The sequence below is a fragment of the Kitasatospora sp. NPDC001159 genome (genome assembly GCF_053598235.1).
The window spans coordinates 1-16984 of record NZ_JBSFJV010000039.1 but is presented as its reverse complement, the minus strand read 5'-3'; the positions used below and the strand labels follow the sequence as shown (position 1 = coordinate 16984).

Here is a 16984-nt window from a genome sequence, read left to right as displayed (position 1 = left end):
CGTGATCGCACCCATCAAGAACCCCGGCTCCAACACCCGCGGCCTGCTCGCCTACCTCTACGGACCCGGCCGCCACGACGAGCACCGCGACCCGCACATCGTCGCTGGCTTCGCCATGCTCGCCATGCCCGACCCCGGCCGCGACGAGAACGCTACCCTCACCCAGCTCGCCCGCTACCTCGACGAGCCCGTCCGCCTGCGCAACAGCGAGCCCGGCAAGAAGCTCACCGACCACGTCTGGCACTGCCCCGTACGCGCCGCACCCGAGGACCGCTACCTCTCCGACACTGAATGGTCCGAGATCGCCGAACGCATCGTCCGGGCCGCCGGCATCGCTCCCAAGGGCGACGACCTCGCGTGCCGGTGGATCGCCGTGCGCCACGCGGACGACCACATCCACATCCTCGCCACCACCGTCCGCGAGGACGGCCGGCGCCCCAAGCTCCACAACAGCGGCCAGCGCGTCGGCACCGAATGCCGCGAGATCGAGAAGGACTACGGCCTGCGTCAGCTCGGCACCGGCGACCGGACCGCCGAACGCCGCCCCACCCAGGCCGAGATGCACAAGGCCAAGCGCCTCGGCTGGGAACAGACCAGCCGTGAGTGGCTCCAGGACCGCATCCGTGCCGCCATCCCCCACGCGAGCAACGCGGAGGAACTTCTCGCCTACCTCCACGCCGATGGCGTCGAGGTCAAGATCCTTCGCTTCCCGTCCGGCGACCTTCGGGGCTACTCCGTCGCCCGCTCTGGCGACCTGAAGGCCAACGGGCAGCCGAACTACATCCCCGGCGGGAAGATCGCCCCCGACCTGTCTCTGCCCAAGCTGCAGGACCTCCTCGCGGCCAGCAAGCCGGAGGAGCACCCCACCGCCCGCCGCAACAAGCCCGCCACCCGCTGGCAGCACGCCACCAACGCCCTCGACACCTTCACCACCGACCAGGACACCGCCTGCGACAGTGGTGACGCGCGTGCGCAGGCGCACATCACCGCCCTCGGTGAACTGATCGAGGCCACCGCCCAGACCGCGCCCCAGGACCTACGCGCCGAACTCCGAGCAGCAGCAAAGACCTTCGCCCGCGCCCAGCGCTCCCAGATTCGTGCAGACCACACGGCGGCAGCCGGTCTGCGCCAGGCCGCCCGCGACCTCGTGAACGCTGGCAGCGGCAAGGACGGCAGCACCCTCTCCGTCCTCGTCGCGGCCCTCGCCTGGGCCGCGATCCTCTCTCAGCGCTGGCACACCGCCAAGGGCCACGCCCAGCAGGCCGAAGCCGCCCGCCGAACCGTCCAGCACCTCCAGACCGCCTACGACCAGGCCGCCGCCGACCAGCTCGCCTTCCTCGTCCAACGCCAGCCCAAGGAGCAGACCCGCAACACCCTCGCCAGCGACGTCCGCGCCGCCATCCCCGACCACGCCGCCCGTATCCTCGCTGACCCCAATTGGCTCGCCCTCGCAACCGTCCTCGCCGACGCCGAAGCCGGTGGCTACACGCCCCACCAGCTCCTCACCGAGGCCGCCGCCCGCCGCGAACTCGGCAGCGCCCGGCTGCCCGCCAAGGTCCTCATCGCCCGCATCCAGCACACCAGCTACAACCCCGCACCCAACCGCACCGTCGAAGCCGCACTCCTGCGCTCGCCTGCCACCCCGACCGTCCGCCATCACGCCACCAGTCCGACCACTGCGGCTGCCCTCCAACAGCCCGGGACCCAGTCCCGACGCCGCTGACCATCAGCGACCGGAAACGACTCTGCGATGGTGAGCCTCGGCTACGACGGGCTCCTGGCCGAAACGACCTGGAACTATGTCAACGGCCCTGTGGGCGGTCCACCAGTCGGTGGACCGCCCACAGGGCGGTTTCTGTTGAAGCTTGATCAGCTATCGAGGGTGGCGTTCAGGTACTCCTGCACCGGCTCGAAGAGCCCGTACGGCACGTACTCGGAGATCTCGGCGAGGGCCACCCACGGATCGAATTCCCGCCCCTCGCCGTGAGCCAACCCAAGAGTCCGTCGCGACTTCGCTGGTGACGTCGCGCCTGGAGTTCAAGGCGGCCCGGTACGACGCCCTCGCCGAGGCTCTGCCGGGCCGAATTGCGGCTGCCCAGTTGGTCGGTGCAGCCGAGGAACGAGCCCGCAACGTCGCCCAGCTCTACAACATCGCCGTCCGGCTGTGCATCAAGATCGGCGACAACAACCTGGTTGCCATCACCGCTGACCGCGCGCTGACTGCCGCCCGGGCAGGCGGAGATCCGCTGGTCGTTGCCGAGGCACAGCGCATGGTCTCCAGCGCCTGGCGCCGCCAGGGCAGCCTGTCTCGGGCGACCGACATCGTGGTGGTCGCGGCCGAGGACCTGCTCGCGGACAACTCAGTTCCAGAAGCCGCCCGTTTGGCCGCCCGCGGCGACCTGTACGCCACCGCCGCCTACACCGCCGCGAAGACCGGTGACCGCTCCTACGCCCACGCCCTGATCCGGGAGGCCGCCGACAGCGCCGCCGCTGCTGGCCGGGCTTCCGGCTTGACGGATGGCATCCAGGGCGTCGCCCTACACGAGCTGTCGGTCCACTACGAGCTCGGCGACGCCGGCCAGGCAATCGAGTTGGCCAGGACCATCGACCCCACCGCGCTACCGACCGCCGAGCGACAGGCCCGCTTCTTCACCGACGTGGCCCGCGCATTCGACCAGTGGGGCAAGCCCGAGCAGTGCTTCAAGGCCCTGCTCGCCGCCGAGGAGGCCGCCCCGCAGGAGATCCGCCGGGGCGCCGTCCGCGACCTCGCCGCCAGCCTGCTGCGGCACGACCGCAAGCTGCCCGGTGTTCGGGACTTCGCCGCCCGAGCGGGCGTGCAGATTGTCTGACCCGTAGCAGGATTACGGCCCGTAGCCCGGCTACGGATCCGGTCTTCGGCCTGGCAGTTCACTGGGGAACGTCCACTCCCGCCCCTGCTGCCGAAGGCCTTCGCATGCCAACGCACAGCACCTCCCTGCCCTCCGTCGGCCCCCAGCACGCCGCCGAACCGGACCGCGACCGGTTCGGCGCCTTCCTGACTGCCTCCTGGGCCGCCCTGCACCTGCCCGTGCTGGCCTTGCTCGGCCTCTCGGTCCACCACCAGGTCGAAGCCCGTTTCCAGGCTGCGGCGACCGCGCCGGAGCCCATCTCGTAGGTCATGACGACCGCCAGCCCCCCTTCTTCCGCTCGCTCGCCCGAGAGGAGAACCAGCCCATGCACCGACTGCCAGAAACTCCCATGATGAGCGCCGAGTTGGCGCGCATCGACTACCGCACCACCCCCGAGTACTACATCGACACCGAACAGGTCACCGACCCCGTGGTGCTGCACCTGTTGAGCTGCTGCCCGACCGTGTTCGGCCTCAAGAAGGCCGTCGCGGACCTGCTGGCCGGGAACCTGGACATCACGCTGCCCGAGCCCGTCGGGGTCATCGAGCCCGGCGCCACGGTCCGCGGCCAGGTGATCGCGGCGGCCGGAGCCGTCATCGCCGAGGGCGCGTTCGTCACCGGCCCGGTGCTGGTCTGCCCCGGCGCGGTGATCGAGGCCGGCGCCCGGGTCCGCGACAACACGGTCATCGGGCCTGACTGCCGGATCGGCTTCGGCGCCGAGGTCACCCGCTCCTTGCTGACCGGTGGCGTCTTCATGAAGCACACCAGTTTCATTGGGGACTCCGTACTCGGCCTCGGCGTCAACATCGGTGCGTTCGTGTCCACCACCGGCCTGCGGGTCACCTCAGGGCCGGTCACCGAACCGGCCACCGAAGAGGTCTGCGCTCACCTCGACGGCCGCCGCGTCGCCACCGGCCAGACCAAGTTCGGCGCGGTGATCGGCGACGGCGTGATCGTTCCCGCTGGCACCGTGCTCCAGCCCGCCACCCTGATCGGCGCGCACACCCTGCTCTACCCGAAGACCCAGGTCGGGGGCTTCTTCCCGGCCGGAAGCCAGGGAAGGTGACCATGCCCACCACCGACACCACCCCGACGACCGGCGAGCGGGCCGTGCGGATCACCGGCGGCCGCCGCCTGGCCGGCACCGCCACCGTCCAGGGCAGCAAGAACATCGCCCTGCACCTGTACGCCGCCGCGATCCTCGCCGACGACCCGCTCACCCTGATCGGCGCACCCGAAATCCTGGACACCCTGGTTGTCGCCGACATCCTGCACCGCACCGGCACCCGCACCACCGTGACCGGCGACGAGTTCGCCACCCGCCCGGCCGACTCCTACTTCCCCGTCATCCCGGACGATCTCGGACGGCGCATCCGCACCACCGCGGTGATGGGCGGCGCTCTGCTGGCCCGCACCGGCAAGGTCACCTTCCCGCTGCCCGGCGGGGACGCCTTCTGCGCCCGCTACATCGACCGGCACCTGGCCGCGATGGAAGCCGCAGGGGCCGAGGTCGAGGTGGACCGGGGCCGGGTGCGGGCCCGATTCACCGGCAAACGGCTGCCGTTCATCACCGACGCCGAGACCCGCTCGTGGGGGCCGAGCCTGGGTGCGACGGTCACCGCGATGCTGCTGGCCGCCCGGACTCCGGGCACCTCCGCGATCCTCAACCCCAGTGTGGAACCCGAGGTCACCCACACCGCCGCCCTGCTCTCGCAGGCCGGCGTCGGCATCGAGTGGCGCGGCAGGAAGGTCCTGAACGTCACTGGTACCGGCCGCATTCGGGGCGGGGTGTTCACCGTGCCGCCGGACCGGCTGGAGGCCGCCACCCTCGCGCTGGCCGCCGCCATCACCGGTGGCACCGTCCACCTGGATGGCTTCCCGCCGGCCGCGTTCCCGGACGGGCTGGTGTCAGTGTTCGCCGATGCCGGAATCCAGCTCGACCCGCTGGACGGCGGAACGGCCATCAGCACCCCGGCTGGGCGGCGGCCGGTGCAGATGGCCACCGGCCCGCACCCGGGCTTCCCGACCGACGTGCAGCCGCAGCTGACCGCCTTCCTCACCCAGGCCGAGGGCACCTCCCGCATCAACGAGCGGATCTACACCCAGCGCGACACTCACCTGCCCGCCCTGGCCGCGTTCGGCGCCGCCGTCAAGGCGACCGGCTCGGTGATCACCGTCCGGGGCCGATCCGCCCTCACCGGCGCCGACGTGGCCGGGGAAGACATCCGGGCGGTGACCGCTCTCGTGATCGCCGCCCTGGCCGCCGAGGGCACCTCTACGATCCGAGGGATGTATCACCTGCGGCGCGGATACGGCAGCCTGCTGCCGAAGTTGGCCGCGCTCGGTGCCGACCTGACGATCGACCAGGAGTAGCCGTGACCCTCACCGTGCCGTGGAAGCCGAACGCGCTCGCCGACCTGCGCGAGTGCCTGGATCTGATGACCGCTGACGGCACCGTGCCTGGTGGTGTCATCGCCCACGGCACCTTCGACACCGAGCCCGGCTACCTGGCGTCCGGCGTCGTCGCCCCGGAGTGCGGCGACGCCCGGCCGGGGCCGGGCACGGTGTACGACGTGGCCTCGCTGACCAAGGTCCTGGCCACCTGGCCGCTGGTCGGCACCTCCCTCATGGATGGCTTCACCCTGGACACCCCGATCCGCGAACTGCTGACCGGCATCCCGACCGAGGCGCCCGGAGGCCAGGTGACGGTTCGCCAGGTCCTGACCCACACCTCCGGCCTGCGGGCCGACACCCGCCTCGACCAGTACCGCAACCGCACCGAACCGCTTGCCCACCTGATCTGCGGAGAGCCGCTGATCGCCGACCCCGGGGCCGGTCACCGCTACATCAACCGCGGTTTCATTCTCCTCGGCCTGGCCCTGGCCCACTACCGCTGCCAGCGCCTGGACGAGCTGGCGGCCGAGCTCTGGCAGCACCTCGGCATGGCCAGCACCACCTACGGCCCGGTGCCCCGCTCCGCCCAGGTCGCCCCGACCGAGCAGCGGCTGACCGGCGGGCCCCGGCTGTGGGGGATGCCGCACGACGACAACGCCGCCCTGCTCGGCGGAGTCGCCGGCCATGCCGGGGTGTTCACCACCCCGGTCGACCTCGCCACCTTCGCCACCCACCTGCTGGCCTCGCACGCCACCGATGGGCCCCTGGGCCGCTGGCTCACCGCCAGCATGCAGCCGCAGGCCGAGATCGAGCCGGGCCTCGACCGCGGCCTGGCCTGGATCCTCGCCGACGAGGGCAAGGTCGCCTACCACCACGGCTTCACCGGGACCAGCCTCTACCTCGCCCCGGCTACCGGCCGCTACCTGGCCATTTGCACCAACGCCGTCTACCACCACCAGGACAACCGCACCCGCCTCGCCCCGCTGCGGGCTCTCGCCCTCAAGGCGATCACCGACGAACCCTAGGAGGGCCACCCGTGCCCAGCACCACGCTCGCGTCCCTCACCACCCTGCGGCTCGGCGGCCCGGCCAGCGACGTCCTGCAGGTCGCCGACCCCGATGACTGGTTCGAACTGGTCCGTACGATCGGCGACCGGCAGGAGGACTCACCCCTCACTCTCGGTCACGGCAGCAACGTCATCGCCTCCGACACCGGCTACGAGGGCACCGTCGCTGTGATGAACACCCGAGGCATCGCCGTGAAGCGGGTGGGCGACGACACGGTGGCCGCGACCGTCCAGGCCGGCCACCCGCTCGCCGACCTCGTCCAGTGGGCCGCAGCCGAACACCTCGCCGGGATCGAGTGCCTGGCCGGCATACCCGGCACTGTCGGCGCCGCCCCCGTCCAGAACGCCGGCGCCTACGGCCAGCAGGTCTCCGACGTCCTTGACCACCTCACCGCATGGGACTGGGACATGGGCCGACTGCGGACGCTGCCCGCCCCGGCATGCCGCCTCCGCCACCGCGACAGCCGCTTCAAGAACGACCCCGGCCGCTGGACCATCCTCACCGCGACGTTCCACCTCACCCGCTCACCAGCTGCCCCGATCAGCTACCAGCCGCTCGCCGACGAACTCGGCGTCCCTGTCGGTGCCCGACCGCCGGTCGCCGAGGTGGCCGCCGCCGTCCTCGCCAACCGTCACCACCGTGGACTCCTCCTCGACCCCCACGGTCCCGACGCCCGCCAGGCCGGATCGGTCTTCCTCAATCCGCCCGTCTCCGCCGCCCAGGCCGCCCGCTGGTCGGCGGCCGGCTGTCCGGTCCACACCGACAGCGACGGGCAGCTGCGGGCCAGCGCTGGCTGGCTACTGGAGCACATCGGTTACCGCCCCGGCTACAAGATCGCGGACGGCATCCGCTGCTCGGAACGCCGGACCCTCACGCTCACCGCCCACAACGGAGCGACCGCGACGGGCTTCGCCCAGGCCCTTACCGAACTCTCGGCGCAGGTCGAGATCGCAACCGGAATCAAGCTTCGGCCCGAGCCGACGTTGGTCGGCGCCTGGGCATAAGGAGTCGTGTGGGAACCAAGACCTCCATGACCACCGAGACCGTACCCCTCCGCGCCGCCATCAGCAGTCAAGACGACGGCGGGCACTGGCACTTCGCACGTGGCACCACCGACCCACCGTTGCATACCCGTCTCCGCCTCAACTGGCGCTTCCACGCCGCCGCCAACGACCCGCAGCAGACCAAGGAGATCAGGTGATCAAGGTGCGGCCCAGCCAGCAGATGCAGTCCCTCGGTGTCGTCCAACAGGGCATCCACATCCTCAACCAGCCCGCCGAACCCTTCGGTCTCCCGGCCGAACGCGCCGCCGCCCAGACGGTGATCGACGAACTGTTCGCCGTCGTCGATCGCATCGGCCGCGTCCACTCCTTCGCCAAGGGCATGGGCCTCGCCGCCCCGCAGATCGGCATCCCCCGCTCCGCCGCCCTCGTCCTCCCCCCCCACCGCCGGCGCCGAGCCGATCATCCTGCTCAACCCGACGATCGCGGCCGTCTCCGACGAGACCGACGAGAAGTACGAGGGATGCCTCAGCTTCTTCGACGTCCGCGGCATGGTCCCCCGTCCCCTCCGCATGAGCGTCACCGCAACCAGCCTCGACGGCATCATCACCACGGTCACCTACGAGTTCGGCCTCGCCCGCCTCATCGCCCACGAGATCGACCACCTCGACGGCCTGCTTTACACCGCCCGCATGCGCCCCGACGTCCACCCGATCCCGGTCGAGGAGTACCGGGGCACGGGCTCGGCCTGGGCGTACTAATCAGCGAAATGGCGCTGGCCGCATCGAACGCGCTAGAGGCTGAGCACATCCGAGCAGGCACGCATGCCAGTGACACATGTCACACTTCTGACATGTGGGTAAGAGACTTGTATTCAGGCGTAGGTGGCGGCCTCTACACCGGCGTTAATGGCGGGGCATACACCGGCGTTGGCGGCGGCGCGTACACGGGAGTGGGTGGAGGAGCCTATGCGGGAGTAGGTGGCGGTGCTTACACAGGCGTAGGAGGGGGCCTGTACTCCGGCGTCGGCGGTGGGATGTACGCGGGCGTAGGTGGCGGCTTGTACACGGGCGTCGGCGGCGGCCTCTACTCAGGCCCGGGGGGAGGTCTCTACAACGGCCCAGGAGGCGGCCTCTACCGAGGCGCGTGCCCGAACCCGTTCATGTGGAACTGGCCCCCTCGGGCAGTCATGCGGCAGTACATGGAAGAGCACGGCATGTCACACCTAGTCGAGATGCTCTCCCACCAGGGCTTCTGGGGCTGACGGCGCCGGCTCCGAGACCGCCACCGGACCAGCCGAGTCGACGAGGCGTGGTCTCAGTCTGGTCTCGTTCACCCCCGCCCAGGTGGGTCCGGCTGCTGCTCAGCGGTTTCGCTTCGGCGCAGGTCAGGACGTATCCGCCGCCTTCACGAGGCCCGGGCCGCTCAGCGGCCCGGGCCCTCGTCGTCTCGTGGTTGCAGTCGCTGCTCACCGCCGCCCGGATCATCTCGATCTCCACCGAACGCTCACACCAGCCATCATGGCCATGCTCGGCAGGTGCCTCGCCGTCGCCTACTGAGCCTTGAGGCCAGCCATCGCGGGTGTTCCCCAGGTTGGCTTGGAGGTCGACGTGCCCACTTCGACGGGCGCCGTGTTCGGGATCGACGCCTGCCTCCGCCTGGTGTACTCCCACCACGCCAACGCCGACGCCGACCCGGTCACCCTGCAGTACATAACGCCGCCCTGGCACGAGGGCGGCCAAGCCCAGACCATCGAACAGTAGGCACACCCAGAGACACCAACGCCGCCACGGCGCCCCAGCCCTGGAGGCCGAACACCCCGATCGACCACTCGCCCTCCAGGGGTTGGCCACGCACCGTCGCCCGCCACCTCCAGGAGACGGGGGCGAGTTTGGGCCGCTGGTCGCCCTCCACCCTCGGAACGGGCAGCAACTGTGGCCCGCGACCTCCGCCAGGTCTCGCCGGCGGAATCGACCAGCGGTCGCCCGACTGGGACTCCGGTATCCGCCAGATCGGACAGGGCCGCCAGGTTCTGGCGTGATGCTGTGTGCTTTCCGGCGGCAGGCGCCCTCCTTGGGCGATATTCAGACAACAAAGATGAGTTGGATACTGCTCAAGCCAGTAGGCCGGCGCTTGAACTGGCCGACGTTTCCCCGAGCACCTGAGCGTAGCCAGGAAGCTACCAAAGGTGAGGTGGCCTGATACTTGATGGAACCATGATGGCGATCACGGCCAGATGCACCTGCTGACAGCCTGCGATGTTTGCCCTGCGACTAGCTTCCACGGATCCTGAAAGGCTTTCTACAGGCGACACTTGGAGGGGTAGGCCTTGAAGCAGCCAGCGCTGCGCGCGGATGATCCGCAGGTTGTCAGGCACACGCGTGACCTGGTCGAGTTCCTACGGGAGTTCGTGCGCAGTTCCTACAAGCCGGTGCGCGACTGTTCGAAGTACAAGCAGGTGCTCTGGCTTGCCGAATGCCCCGACGAGCTCGTTCCCGCGAAGCTGGCAGCCAGCGGGGTGCTGTTCAAGGTCAAGCACTATCCGGTACGACCCGCGCCGACAGTTCCCGACGTGTTGCAGGGCTGGATTGAGCCGCAGGACGTGGCCTCCGCAACAACCGGGGACCCGCTGCTGGCTGAGGTCGGACCCGGCCGCGGCTATGCGGAGGACGAGGACGGCAACACCTACGAGATCGACGAGATCGCCAGGGAAGACGCCCTGGACGTGCTGAACGCCTACAGCCGCTGGCTCCCTGAGTGGAGGCGCTGGGCGCAGCGCGAGCAGGCGGAAGAGCCGTACCGGCAGCTACACCGCCGCCTCTACCGCATGGCGACCCAGATCCAGCGGGAGGGAGAGGTCTTCGAGGCAGTCCTGAGTACCGGGCTGTTGTCCTTGGACCGTGGGAGCAAGAGAGAGCGGGTGTACAGGCACGTTCTGACGGTCCCCTTGGTGCTGGCTGTGGACCCGGCGACGGTTCACATCACCGTCTCGCTGTCGGACGGTGACAGCCCGAGGCTGGAGGACGGGGACTTCCTGGACGAGACCCACGGCTACACCGCGCAGTTGCTGAACGCGCTGCGGTCCCGGGTCGAGGAAGACACCTTCCATCCTCTGTCCACGGATGCCCTGGAGGTGCTGCGTTCCTGGTGCGAGCGGGCTTTCGGTATGGAGCACGCGGCACGCTTCGACGATTCCTGGAGCCGCCCGGACGAGACTTCCCAGGCCGAGCCCAGCGTCTCGTTCTCGCCGGCGATCGTTCTGCGCGAACGTGGCCAGGGGGCGCTGGTCACCTTCTACGACGGCATCGCCCGCCGCTTGGCTCAACCGGGCGCCGTGAGCCCGCTCGGGCTCGCGCAGTTGCTGTTCCAGATCGAGCCTGAGGAGCGGACGGGCTGGGCGGCTGGAGGGGCGGGAGGTTTCGAGCCCGCGCTCGGACCGGATCCGTTGTTCCCGCTCCCGGTCAACCGAGCACAGCGCGAAGTGCTGAGCCGGCTGCAGAAGGACACTGGTGTCGTGGTTCAAGGACCGCCCGGAACCGGCAAGACCCACACCATCGCCAACCTGATCTCGGCGCTTCTGGCCGACGGCAAGCGGGTCCTGGTGACCAGCGAGAAGGCACAGGCGCTGAAGGTCCTGCGCGACAAGATCCCGCAGAAGCTGCGCCAGCTCTGTGTTCTGCAGGGAGACTTCAGGTACGAGGGCGGGGACGAACTCGGACAGTCTGTCCGGTCCTTGTCCCATCTCAGCGCCTCGGTGACAACCGATCAGCTCGCCGAACGCATCGAGGGGCACCAGCAGGACCGGTCGGACCTGGAGAAACTACAAGCCGAACTGCGCGCGGACCTGCGTGATCTACGGGAGGCCGAGTGGGTTGAGCACCCCGAGCCCGCAGTGGCGCCGGGGTACTCCGGGCGGCTCGCAGAGATCGTCGAGCTGGTCGCCGAGCGCGCGCCGTCCTACGAGTGGCTTCCCGAACTGCCAGCAGATGCGCCTGCCCGTCCGCCGATCACGGCCGAAGAAGCCCAGCGCCTCCTCGGGCTTGTGGAGCGTCACGGGTTCGAGGTGCTCACTTCGCGTGCCTTCCTGTGTCCTGCCCCCGAATCCCTGCCTGCTCCGGCTCGGTTCGAGGAACTCGTGCGAAGTCTGCAGGCCGCTCTGGAGGTGTCAGGCAGCGCGCCCTCAGAAGCGTCACTGACGATGGCGGACCGAGGAGAGGAACTGATCGACACCGTCATCAGGCTCCTCGACACCGCTGAGCGGGCGCTCCAGCAGGAGGGGCTGCCGGCAGATCCGGCAACGTGGCCGCAGGACCACTGGGAGACCACCGCGCTGGTCGACGGCATGACTGACAAGCGTCAGCAGCTATGGGAAGGGGTGCGCCGCCACTCCGTCCGTGCCGCGGAGGTACGTGACCGACTGCTCGGCATGCCTCTGATGGAGGTCGTGCTCCCTCAGGTGTCGCAGACCGAAGAGCCGCACCAGCGGTCGGCTGCCCGCGAGTTCGCGCAGTACCTGAGGACGAACGGCCAGCCGAGCAGATGGGCGCTGAAGAAGCCCTTCCACAAGCAGGCTCGTCCTCTGCTGGAGAACTGCCGGGTCGACGGCCGCGTCCCGCGGACGGCCGAGGAGGTAGAGGCCGTGGTCGTGCACCTCGAACTGCGGGAGTGCGCGCGGCAGCTCCAAGAGCGGTGGAAGGCGTTCCCCGCTCCCAAAGTCGAGGGCGACTCCGAGGCGGTGTTGTCCGAGTTGTTGGACCGCTACACACTGTTGCAGGCGGTGGACTCGTTCACCGGGGCGGCGCGTGCCGTGCACGACGCTCTGGTGAAGGCCGGGGTGAAGGGGCTCATGGTGCGCTCCCCGGAGCAGTGGAACGAGGTACGTCAGACGGCCGGGCGCGCGCGGCTGGTGCTGTCAGCCAGGCTGGCGGAATGTGAACTCGCTTCCTTGATCGAATCGCTTCCCAACCCGAGCGGCGCCGATGTACCCGAGTTGGCGGAGGTCCACCGCGCAGCGTCGAACCGGGACGCAACCGCGTACGCCCGGGCGATCGACGCCGTGGGAGCTGCCTACCTGCGGGAAGCCGACCGCAGGCAGGCGTACGAGCTGCTCGCGCAGTTGCAGAAGGGACTGCCCGAACTCGGGCGCGCATTCGCCGCTTCACCCGCGGACCCGCGGTGGCAAGGGCGGTTCGCAGAGCTTGACCGGGCGTGGTCCTGGCAGTTGGCGAAGCGCTTCATGGACCGCATGCTGTCTCCGGGGCGAGAGCCACAGCTCGAGAGCAAGCTCGCGGACGTCGAGGAACAACTCAAGAGCGTCAAGGAACAGCTCGCCGCGGACCGGGCACTGTTGCACTGCCTCGAGCGGATGACCACCAGGCAGAAGCAGGCGCTGAGCGCCTACGCCACTGCGATGTCGCATGCCGGACGCGGTGCGACGGCGCAGGGAAAGCGGCATCTGGCCGCGGCCCGGTCCGCGATGCGTGACGCGCGTGGAGCGGTGCCCGCGTGGGTCATGCCGCTGCGGCAGGTGGTCGAGATGCTGGATCCGGAACCTGACGCCTTCGACGTCGTCATCGTCGATGAAGCCAGCCAAGTCGGCTTGTCTGGACTGCTGTTGCTGTGGTTGGCGCCCCGGGTGATCGTCGTCGGCGATGACAAGCAGTGCGCACCGTTCTATACCGGCAACAAGCACGACAAGATCAACCAGAAGGTCGATGAACGGCTGGCCGGCTTCACCGACTGGCAGCGGGACGGCTTCAACCCGAAATCGAACCTCTACGAGTTGCTGTCCGCTCGCTTCCCCGAGGTCATCCGGTTGACCGAGCACTTCCGTTGCATGCCGGAGATCATCAAATGGTCCTCGCGGCAGTTCTACCCGGACAACGAGTTGGTCCCCCTGCGCCAGTACGGTGCCGACCGGCTGAGGCCCCTGGAAGTTGTCCATGTGCGCGAGGGCTACTGCGAGGGGACGCGTGAGCGTCTCGTCAACCGGCCTGAGGCGGAACGCCTGGTCGGAAAGCTGCAGGAGCTGATCAGCGACCCTGCGTACGCGGGGCGGAGTATCGGAGTTATCGTCCTGCGGTCCGGCGCGCAGACGCGGTTGCTGGAGGACCTGATCGACGCGGAGATCGGCCCTGAGGCAAGTGAGCGGCACAACATCCGAGTCGGAACCGCCGAACAGTTCCAGGGGGACGAGCGGGACGTGATCCTGCTCTCCATGGTGGTGGACGGTGACCACGTCCGGGCGCTGACCGGCTTGAACGACGGCAGGCGCTTCAACGTCGCGGCGAGCCGTGGCCGTGATCAGATGTGGCTCTTCACCTCCGTGACCCCGGATCAGCTAAGTAGCAAGGATCTGCGGCACTCCCTGCTCACCTACATGCAGAACCCGCCGGCCTTGCACCCCGCACCGCCGACCTTGGCGACGGTCACCCCCGATGAGAGGTGCGCCCCGTTCGACTCACTGTTCGAGCAGAAGGTCTTCTTGGAGATCAGGCGGCGCGGTTACCACGTCCTTCCCCAGTGGGAGGTCGCCGGCAAGTTCATCGACCTGGTCGTGGTCGGGGAGGACGCGCGGCTGGCTGTGGAGTGTGACGGCAGCCCTCACCACGCCACCAGCAAGAAACGCCAAGAGGACTACGAGCGTGAGCGGGACCTGCGGCGTGCGGGATGGACGTTCTGGCGAGTGCGCAGCAGCGAGTTCGCGCTGGCGCCCGACCAGGCGCTCGCACCCTTGTGGCGCAAGCTCACAGCGCTCGATATCCGGCCGGGCGCGGCCGAATTCGAACAGTTTGCCTCTGATGGGGCGAGCACCTGGAACCCAGTCGCCTTGTCCGACGGGGCGCCGTACGCGGACATTGATGACGAAACGACCGATGCCGAAGATCTGTCCGCCGATGACGCCCAAGGAGACCTGACATGAGCCAGTCGTTCGACGAGAGCGTCCTCATCGAGATCGCCTATTTGATTTGTGGTGACGATTCACCACTGCTGTACCGCAGGGGCTACGAGATCGCCGAGTTCCTGCGGCGCGCGAAGTGGGAGGACGTCCCCGACCCCGATGGCACATCGCGGCACCAGTGGACGCTCGACCTGCTTCGCGAACGCCAGGAGGAAGGCGAGGGCGATACCCTGAAGGCAGTGCTGCGACTCGCCGACCAGCGTGAGTACGTTGGCCAGCCGTGCGAGTACAAGGCCACTGTCGCTCGACTCGACGAGGTTCTCGCCCTGGAAGGGTGGCGAATCGGCTACACGGAGGGACAGCCGGTCCTCGTACCGGTCGAGGCCGACGCCGGCGATTCGGTGCGGATGCCCAGGGTCGAACTGCAGGTCTCCGTCTCGCAGGTAATCAGCGACCCGGCGTTGGCAGCGGCGGTCCAGACCAGGCTCGACGAGGCGCACACGTGTTACGAGCACGGTGCGTACACGGCAGCCGTGATCATGCTGGGCAGTCTCCTGGAGGGGGTTCTCGTGCACGTCGCCCAGGTGCGCGCAGTTGCTCGGACACTGAGAAAGCGACCGGAGGACATGGGCCTGAAGGAGCTCGTCGATCTCGCGCACGACAACGGCTGGATCGAGCACGACGCGAAGCTCGCTTCGGAACTCGTGCGGCACTACCGCAACCTGGTGCATCCAACGGCGGAACGACGAACCGGCCACGGGCCCAACCGCGACACGGTCGACATGTGCTGGCCGGTAGTCAACGCGGCTCTCAACGACCTGGCTGCCACTGCGTCGGCCGCACCCGCCCGGCCGGCCCCTTCGGCTCCGGCCACCTCCGAGACGAACCGCCCAACCCCGGCAACCGTCGCCCGACCTCGACGTCCTTCCGGGCCGGCCAACGGACGGGCGAGCCGTTCGCGTAGTGGGGCAGGGCCCGCACAACCGACGACGAATCCTGGATAGCCCGCAGGCCCGAATCGGACGCGTCGGCAATCTCGACATGCCACTTTGGCAGGTGGCCGCCGCAAGCGCGGTCGAGGGCTATGGCCTGGTTGCAGTTCTGGTTGCATTCACCCCCATCCAGTGCCGTTCAGAGCCAAGTCGCCAAGCCACTCCGCCGCAGGTCAGGACCTCTGCGACCGTCCTCGGACGGCCGGACGAACATTTGGAAAGCGTGTTGGGGGCAACCCCTCACGAGTCCGAATCTCGTATCCTCCGCCGGCAGAAGGCCTGGACCGCTCAGCGTTCCAGGCCTTCGTCCGTCGTTTCTGCGGCCTGGCGACTACTCAACCCCGCCCCGCCGGTGAGCCGCCGGCCGAGCCATCGGGTCGGCACCCGCCGAGCGCTGCGCACCGGCAAAGGCCCGAACCGGCAGGCACGGCAGACGTGAGGCCCCAGGTGCGCCAGCACCCGTTGAGCCACAGGCATGCGTGCAAGCTCTACTTATGGTTGATTTCATCCACACGGTACTACCAGAAAGCCACCCGACGTGACACGAAAAAGGCCGCCATGAATGAAGCATCGAATTGGGTGGATGCTCGCAGGCGCCCCGGCAATAAGAAATAGTTTATATCAAACTATGCCTCTGAGCTGCGATGAAACCCCTCCGTCGACCTGGCGAGATCGGCCAGGAAACGCGTCAGCAAGGCCCACCAGTGCTGCGACCTGGGACGTTTTCGCAAAACACTCGAAGTGGTTATGCTGTTGAGCGCCTCACAGGGGTTCGCGTTCAGCGGTCGTTCCGCCGGACCGCCGCGCCCTTCGTGATGATCAACAGCCCTCAGGGGGAGGTGGAACGGTCAGGCTGCTGATCTGACGCATCGACAGATGACGCTAGGATCAGTTGATCCCGCACCCAGCGGGACCTGGGTGTCCGGACTTACCGGAGGCCCGGACGCCCCGTGCCAGCAAGTCCGGTAGGGGGTAAACCCAATGGCCGACAACAACAGCCCGACCAGCCAGGCGGGAACGGCCAGTGGGCACCGTGAACTGAACCCTGCTGCAACCGACCGCCTCGCCGAGGCGATCATCCGAAACACGAAGGCCATCGAGAAGGGCACCTGGGCGACCGGGCTCCTCGTACTCGTGACCAGCGTGCCCGTCGTGATCGCTGCAGTCCCCGCGGTCAAAGCCCTGATGGGCCACTAGCAGCAAGGAAAGGCGCGTGGCCCGGAGCTGCAACTCCGGGCCACGCAAAGCGGTGCTCCACACAACAGTGGGGGTCGGTCTTGCTCACCTCGGGCCGGCCCCCATGCGTCTCAACTCGACTCGCGCCTAGGCGCTTGGCTGTCAATCTAAACGCTTGACAGCCAATCTACAGCATCCAAATGTGGTGTGCTTCTTTCTGTCGGGCCGTCAACGCGGAAGTTTCCAGGGCCTTCCCCCGCGATGTTTCGAAGCTCTCCCACAGACGGCCATGCAGGGCCTTCGGCCTTACTGGGGCCCAAGGGATCCGCCGCAGGGCGTCACACCTAAGCGTGAGCCTCGGCATACTCCGTTCTCGCCTCGGTCGCCGGGAGGGCGGCAGGGAAGGCCTAGATGAGCCCAACTCTGGCAGCGGGATCGGCGCGTCAAAGACATCAACGACGAACTCCGATGGGTGCAGTTCGTCCTGAGTGAGTGGTGCTTCAGGCTGCGAGGCGGAGTCTGTCCTGGTAGCGGGCTTGGTGGACACGACGGTGTTCCTGCTTGA

At 68.5% G+C, this 16984-nt stretch carries 14 protein-coding genes; 12 read left to right on the top strand and 2 right to left on the bottom strand.

All coding sequences use genetic code 11. The annotated features are described in order from the left end of the window. Position 1 precedes the first annotated feature (1 nt). On the top strand, positions 2-1723 hold the full coding sequence (locus ACWC9T_RS21020) for a relaxase/mobilization nuclease domain-containing protein (RefSeq protein ID WP_449822558.1): 1722 nt from the start codon (positions 2-4) through the stop codon (positions 1721-1723). A gap of 146 nt (positions 1724-1869) precedes the next feature. Here ACWC9T_RS21020 and ACWC9T_RS21015 read toward each other — a convergent pair whose 3' ends face one another. Then, entirely contained in the window at positions 1870-1992 is a 123-nt protein-coding gene (locus ACWC9T_RS21015) for a hypothetical protein (RefSeq protein WP_449822605.1), read from the bottom strand. 26 nt (positions 1993-2018) lie between these two features. Between ACWC9T_RS21015 and ACWC9T_RS21010 the strand changes: the two genes are divergently transcribed. The 6 genes from ACWC9T_RS21010 to ACWC9T_RS20985 all read left to right on the top strand — a co-directional run bounded on the left by ACWC9T_RS21010 (position 2019) and on the right by ACWC9T_RS20985 (position 7353). After that, positions 2019-2849 (top strand): XRE family transcriptional regulator, encoded by an 831-nt coding sequence (locus tag ACWC9T_RS21010; protein WP_449822557.1) that lies wholly within the window; start codon positions 2019-2021, stop codon positions 2847-2849. Between the two features lie 104 nt (positions 2850-2953). Continuing rightward, entirely contained in the window at positions 2954-3154 is a 201-nt protein-coding gene (locus ACWC9T_RS21005; RefSeq protein WP_380421691.1) for a hypothetical protein, read from the top strand. A gap of 59 nt (positions 3155-3213) precedes the next feature. Continuing rightward, entirely contained in the window at positions 3214-3954 is a 741-nt protein-coding gene (locus ACWC9T_RS21000; protein ID WP_449822556.1) for a hypothetical protein, read from the top strand. A gap of 2 nt (positions 3955-3956) precedes the next feature. Further along, positions 3957-5261, top strand: a complete 1305-nt coding sequence (locus tag ACWC9T_RS20995) for a UDP-N-acetylglucosamine 1-carboxyvinyltransferase (protein WP_449822555.1) — start codon at positions 3957-3959, stop codon at positions 5259-5261. A gap of 2 nt (positions 5262-5263) precedes the next feature. Then, positions 5264-6307, top strand: a complete 1044-nt coding sequence (locus tag ACWC9T_RS20990; RefSeq protein WP_449822554.1) for a serine hydrolase domain-containing protein — start codon at positions 5264-5266, stop codon at positions 6305-6307. Positions 6308-6318: 11 nt separating this feature from the next. After that, complete coding sequence (locus ACWC9T_RS20985; protein WP_449822553.1) at positions 6319-7353, top strand: UDP-N-acetylmuramate dehydrogenase; 1035 nt, start codon at positions 6319-6321, stop codon at positions 7351-7353. Positions 7354-7420: 67 nt separating this feature from the next. Here ACWC9T_RS20985 and ACWC9T_RS20980 read toward each other — a convergent pair whose 3' ends face one another. Next, positions 7421-7903: a hypothetical protein gene (locus tag ACWC9T_RS20980; RefSeq protein WP_449822552.1), complete on the bottom strand. Its 483-nt coding sequence runs from the start codon at positions 7901-7903 to the stop codon at positions 7421-7423. Here ACWC9T_RS20980 and ACWC9T_RS20975 point away from each other — a divergent pair. The 5 genes from ACWC9T_RS20975 to ACWC9T_RS20955 all read left to right on the top strand — a co-directional run bounded on the left by ACWC9T_RS20975 (position 7812) and on the right by ACWC9T_RS20955 (position 16440). Beyond that, entirely contained in the window at positions 7812-8111 is a 300-nt protein-coding gene (locus ACWC9T_RS20975; protein WP_449822599.1) for a peptide deformylase, read from the top strand. The two genes, ACWC9T_RS20980 and ACWC9T_RS20975, sit on opposite strands and share 92 nt — an antisense overlap. A gap of 849 nt (positions 8112-8960) precedes the next feature. Next, positions 8961-9113, top strand: coding sequence for a hypothetical protein (locus ACWC9T_RS20970; RefSeq protein ID WP_449822551.1), 153 nt, complete (start codon positions 8961-8963; stop codon positions 9111-9113). A gap of 566 nt (positions 9114-9679) precedes the next feature. Then, entirely contained in the window at positions 9680-14272 is a 4593-nt protein-coding gene (locus tag ACWC9T_RS20965) for an AAA domain-containing protein (RefSeq protein WP_449822550.1), read from the top strand. After that, positions 14269-15255 carry a hypothetical protein gene (locus ACWC9T_RS20960; RefSeq protein WP_449822549.1) on the top strand — a complete coding sequence of 329 codons (987 nt, stop codon included), beginning with the start codon at positions 14269-14271 and terminating at the stop codon, positions 15253-15255. The genes ACWC9T_RS20965 and ACWC9T_RS20960 overlap by 4 nt, the downstream gene beginning before the upstream one ends. Before the next feature lie 969 nt (positions 15256-16224). Next, entirely contained in the window at positions 16225-16440 is a 216-nt protein-coding gene (locus tag ACWC9T_RS20955; RefSeq protein ID WP_449822548.1) for a hypothetical protein, read from the top strand. Positions 16441-16984: the final 544 nt, after the last annotated feature.

What these genes read in the sequence shown, in the direction of transcription:
- ACWC9T_RS21005 (WP_380421691.1), top strand. Translation starts at nt 2,954, where the DNA reads ATGCCAACGCACAGCACCTCCCTGCCCTCCGTCGGCCCCCAGCACGCC.
- ACWC9T_RS21000 (WP_449822556.1), top strand. Translation starts at nt 3,214, where the DNA reads ATGCACCGACTGCCAGAAACTCCCATGATGAGCGCCGAGTTGGCGCGC.
- ACWC9T_RS20995 (WP_449822555.1), top strand. Translation starts at nt 3,957, where the DNA reads ATGCCCACCACCGACACCACCCCGACGACCGGCGAGCGGGCCGTGCGG.
- ACWC9T_RS20980 (WP_449822552.1), bottom strand. Translation starts at nt 7,903, where the DNA reads ATGCCGCGGACGTCGAAGAAGCTGAGGCATCCCTCGTACTTCTCGTCG.
- ACWC9T_RS20960 (WP_449822549.1), top strand. Translation starts at nt 14,269, where the DNA reads ATGAGCCAGTCGTTCGACGAGAGCGTCCTCATCGAGATCGCCTATTTG.
- ACWC9T_RS20955 (WP_449822548.1), top strand. Translation starts at nt 16,225, where the DNA reads ATGGCCGACAACAACAGCCCGACCAGCCAGGCGGGAACGGCCAGTGGG.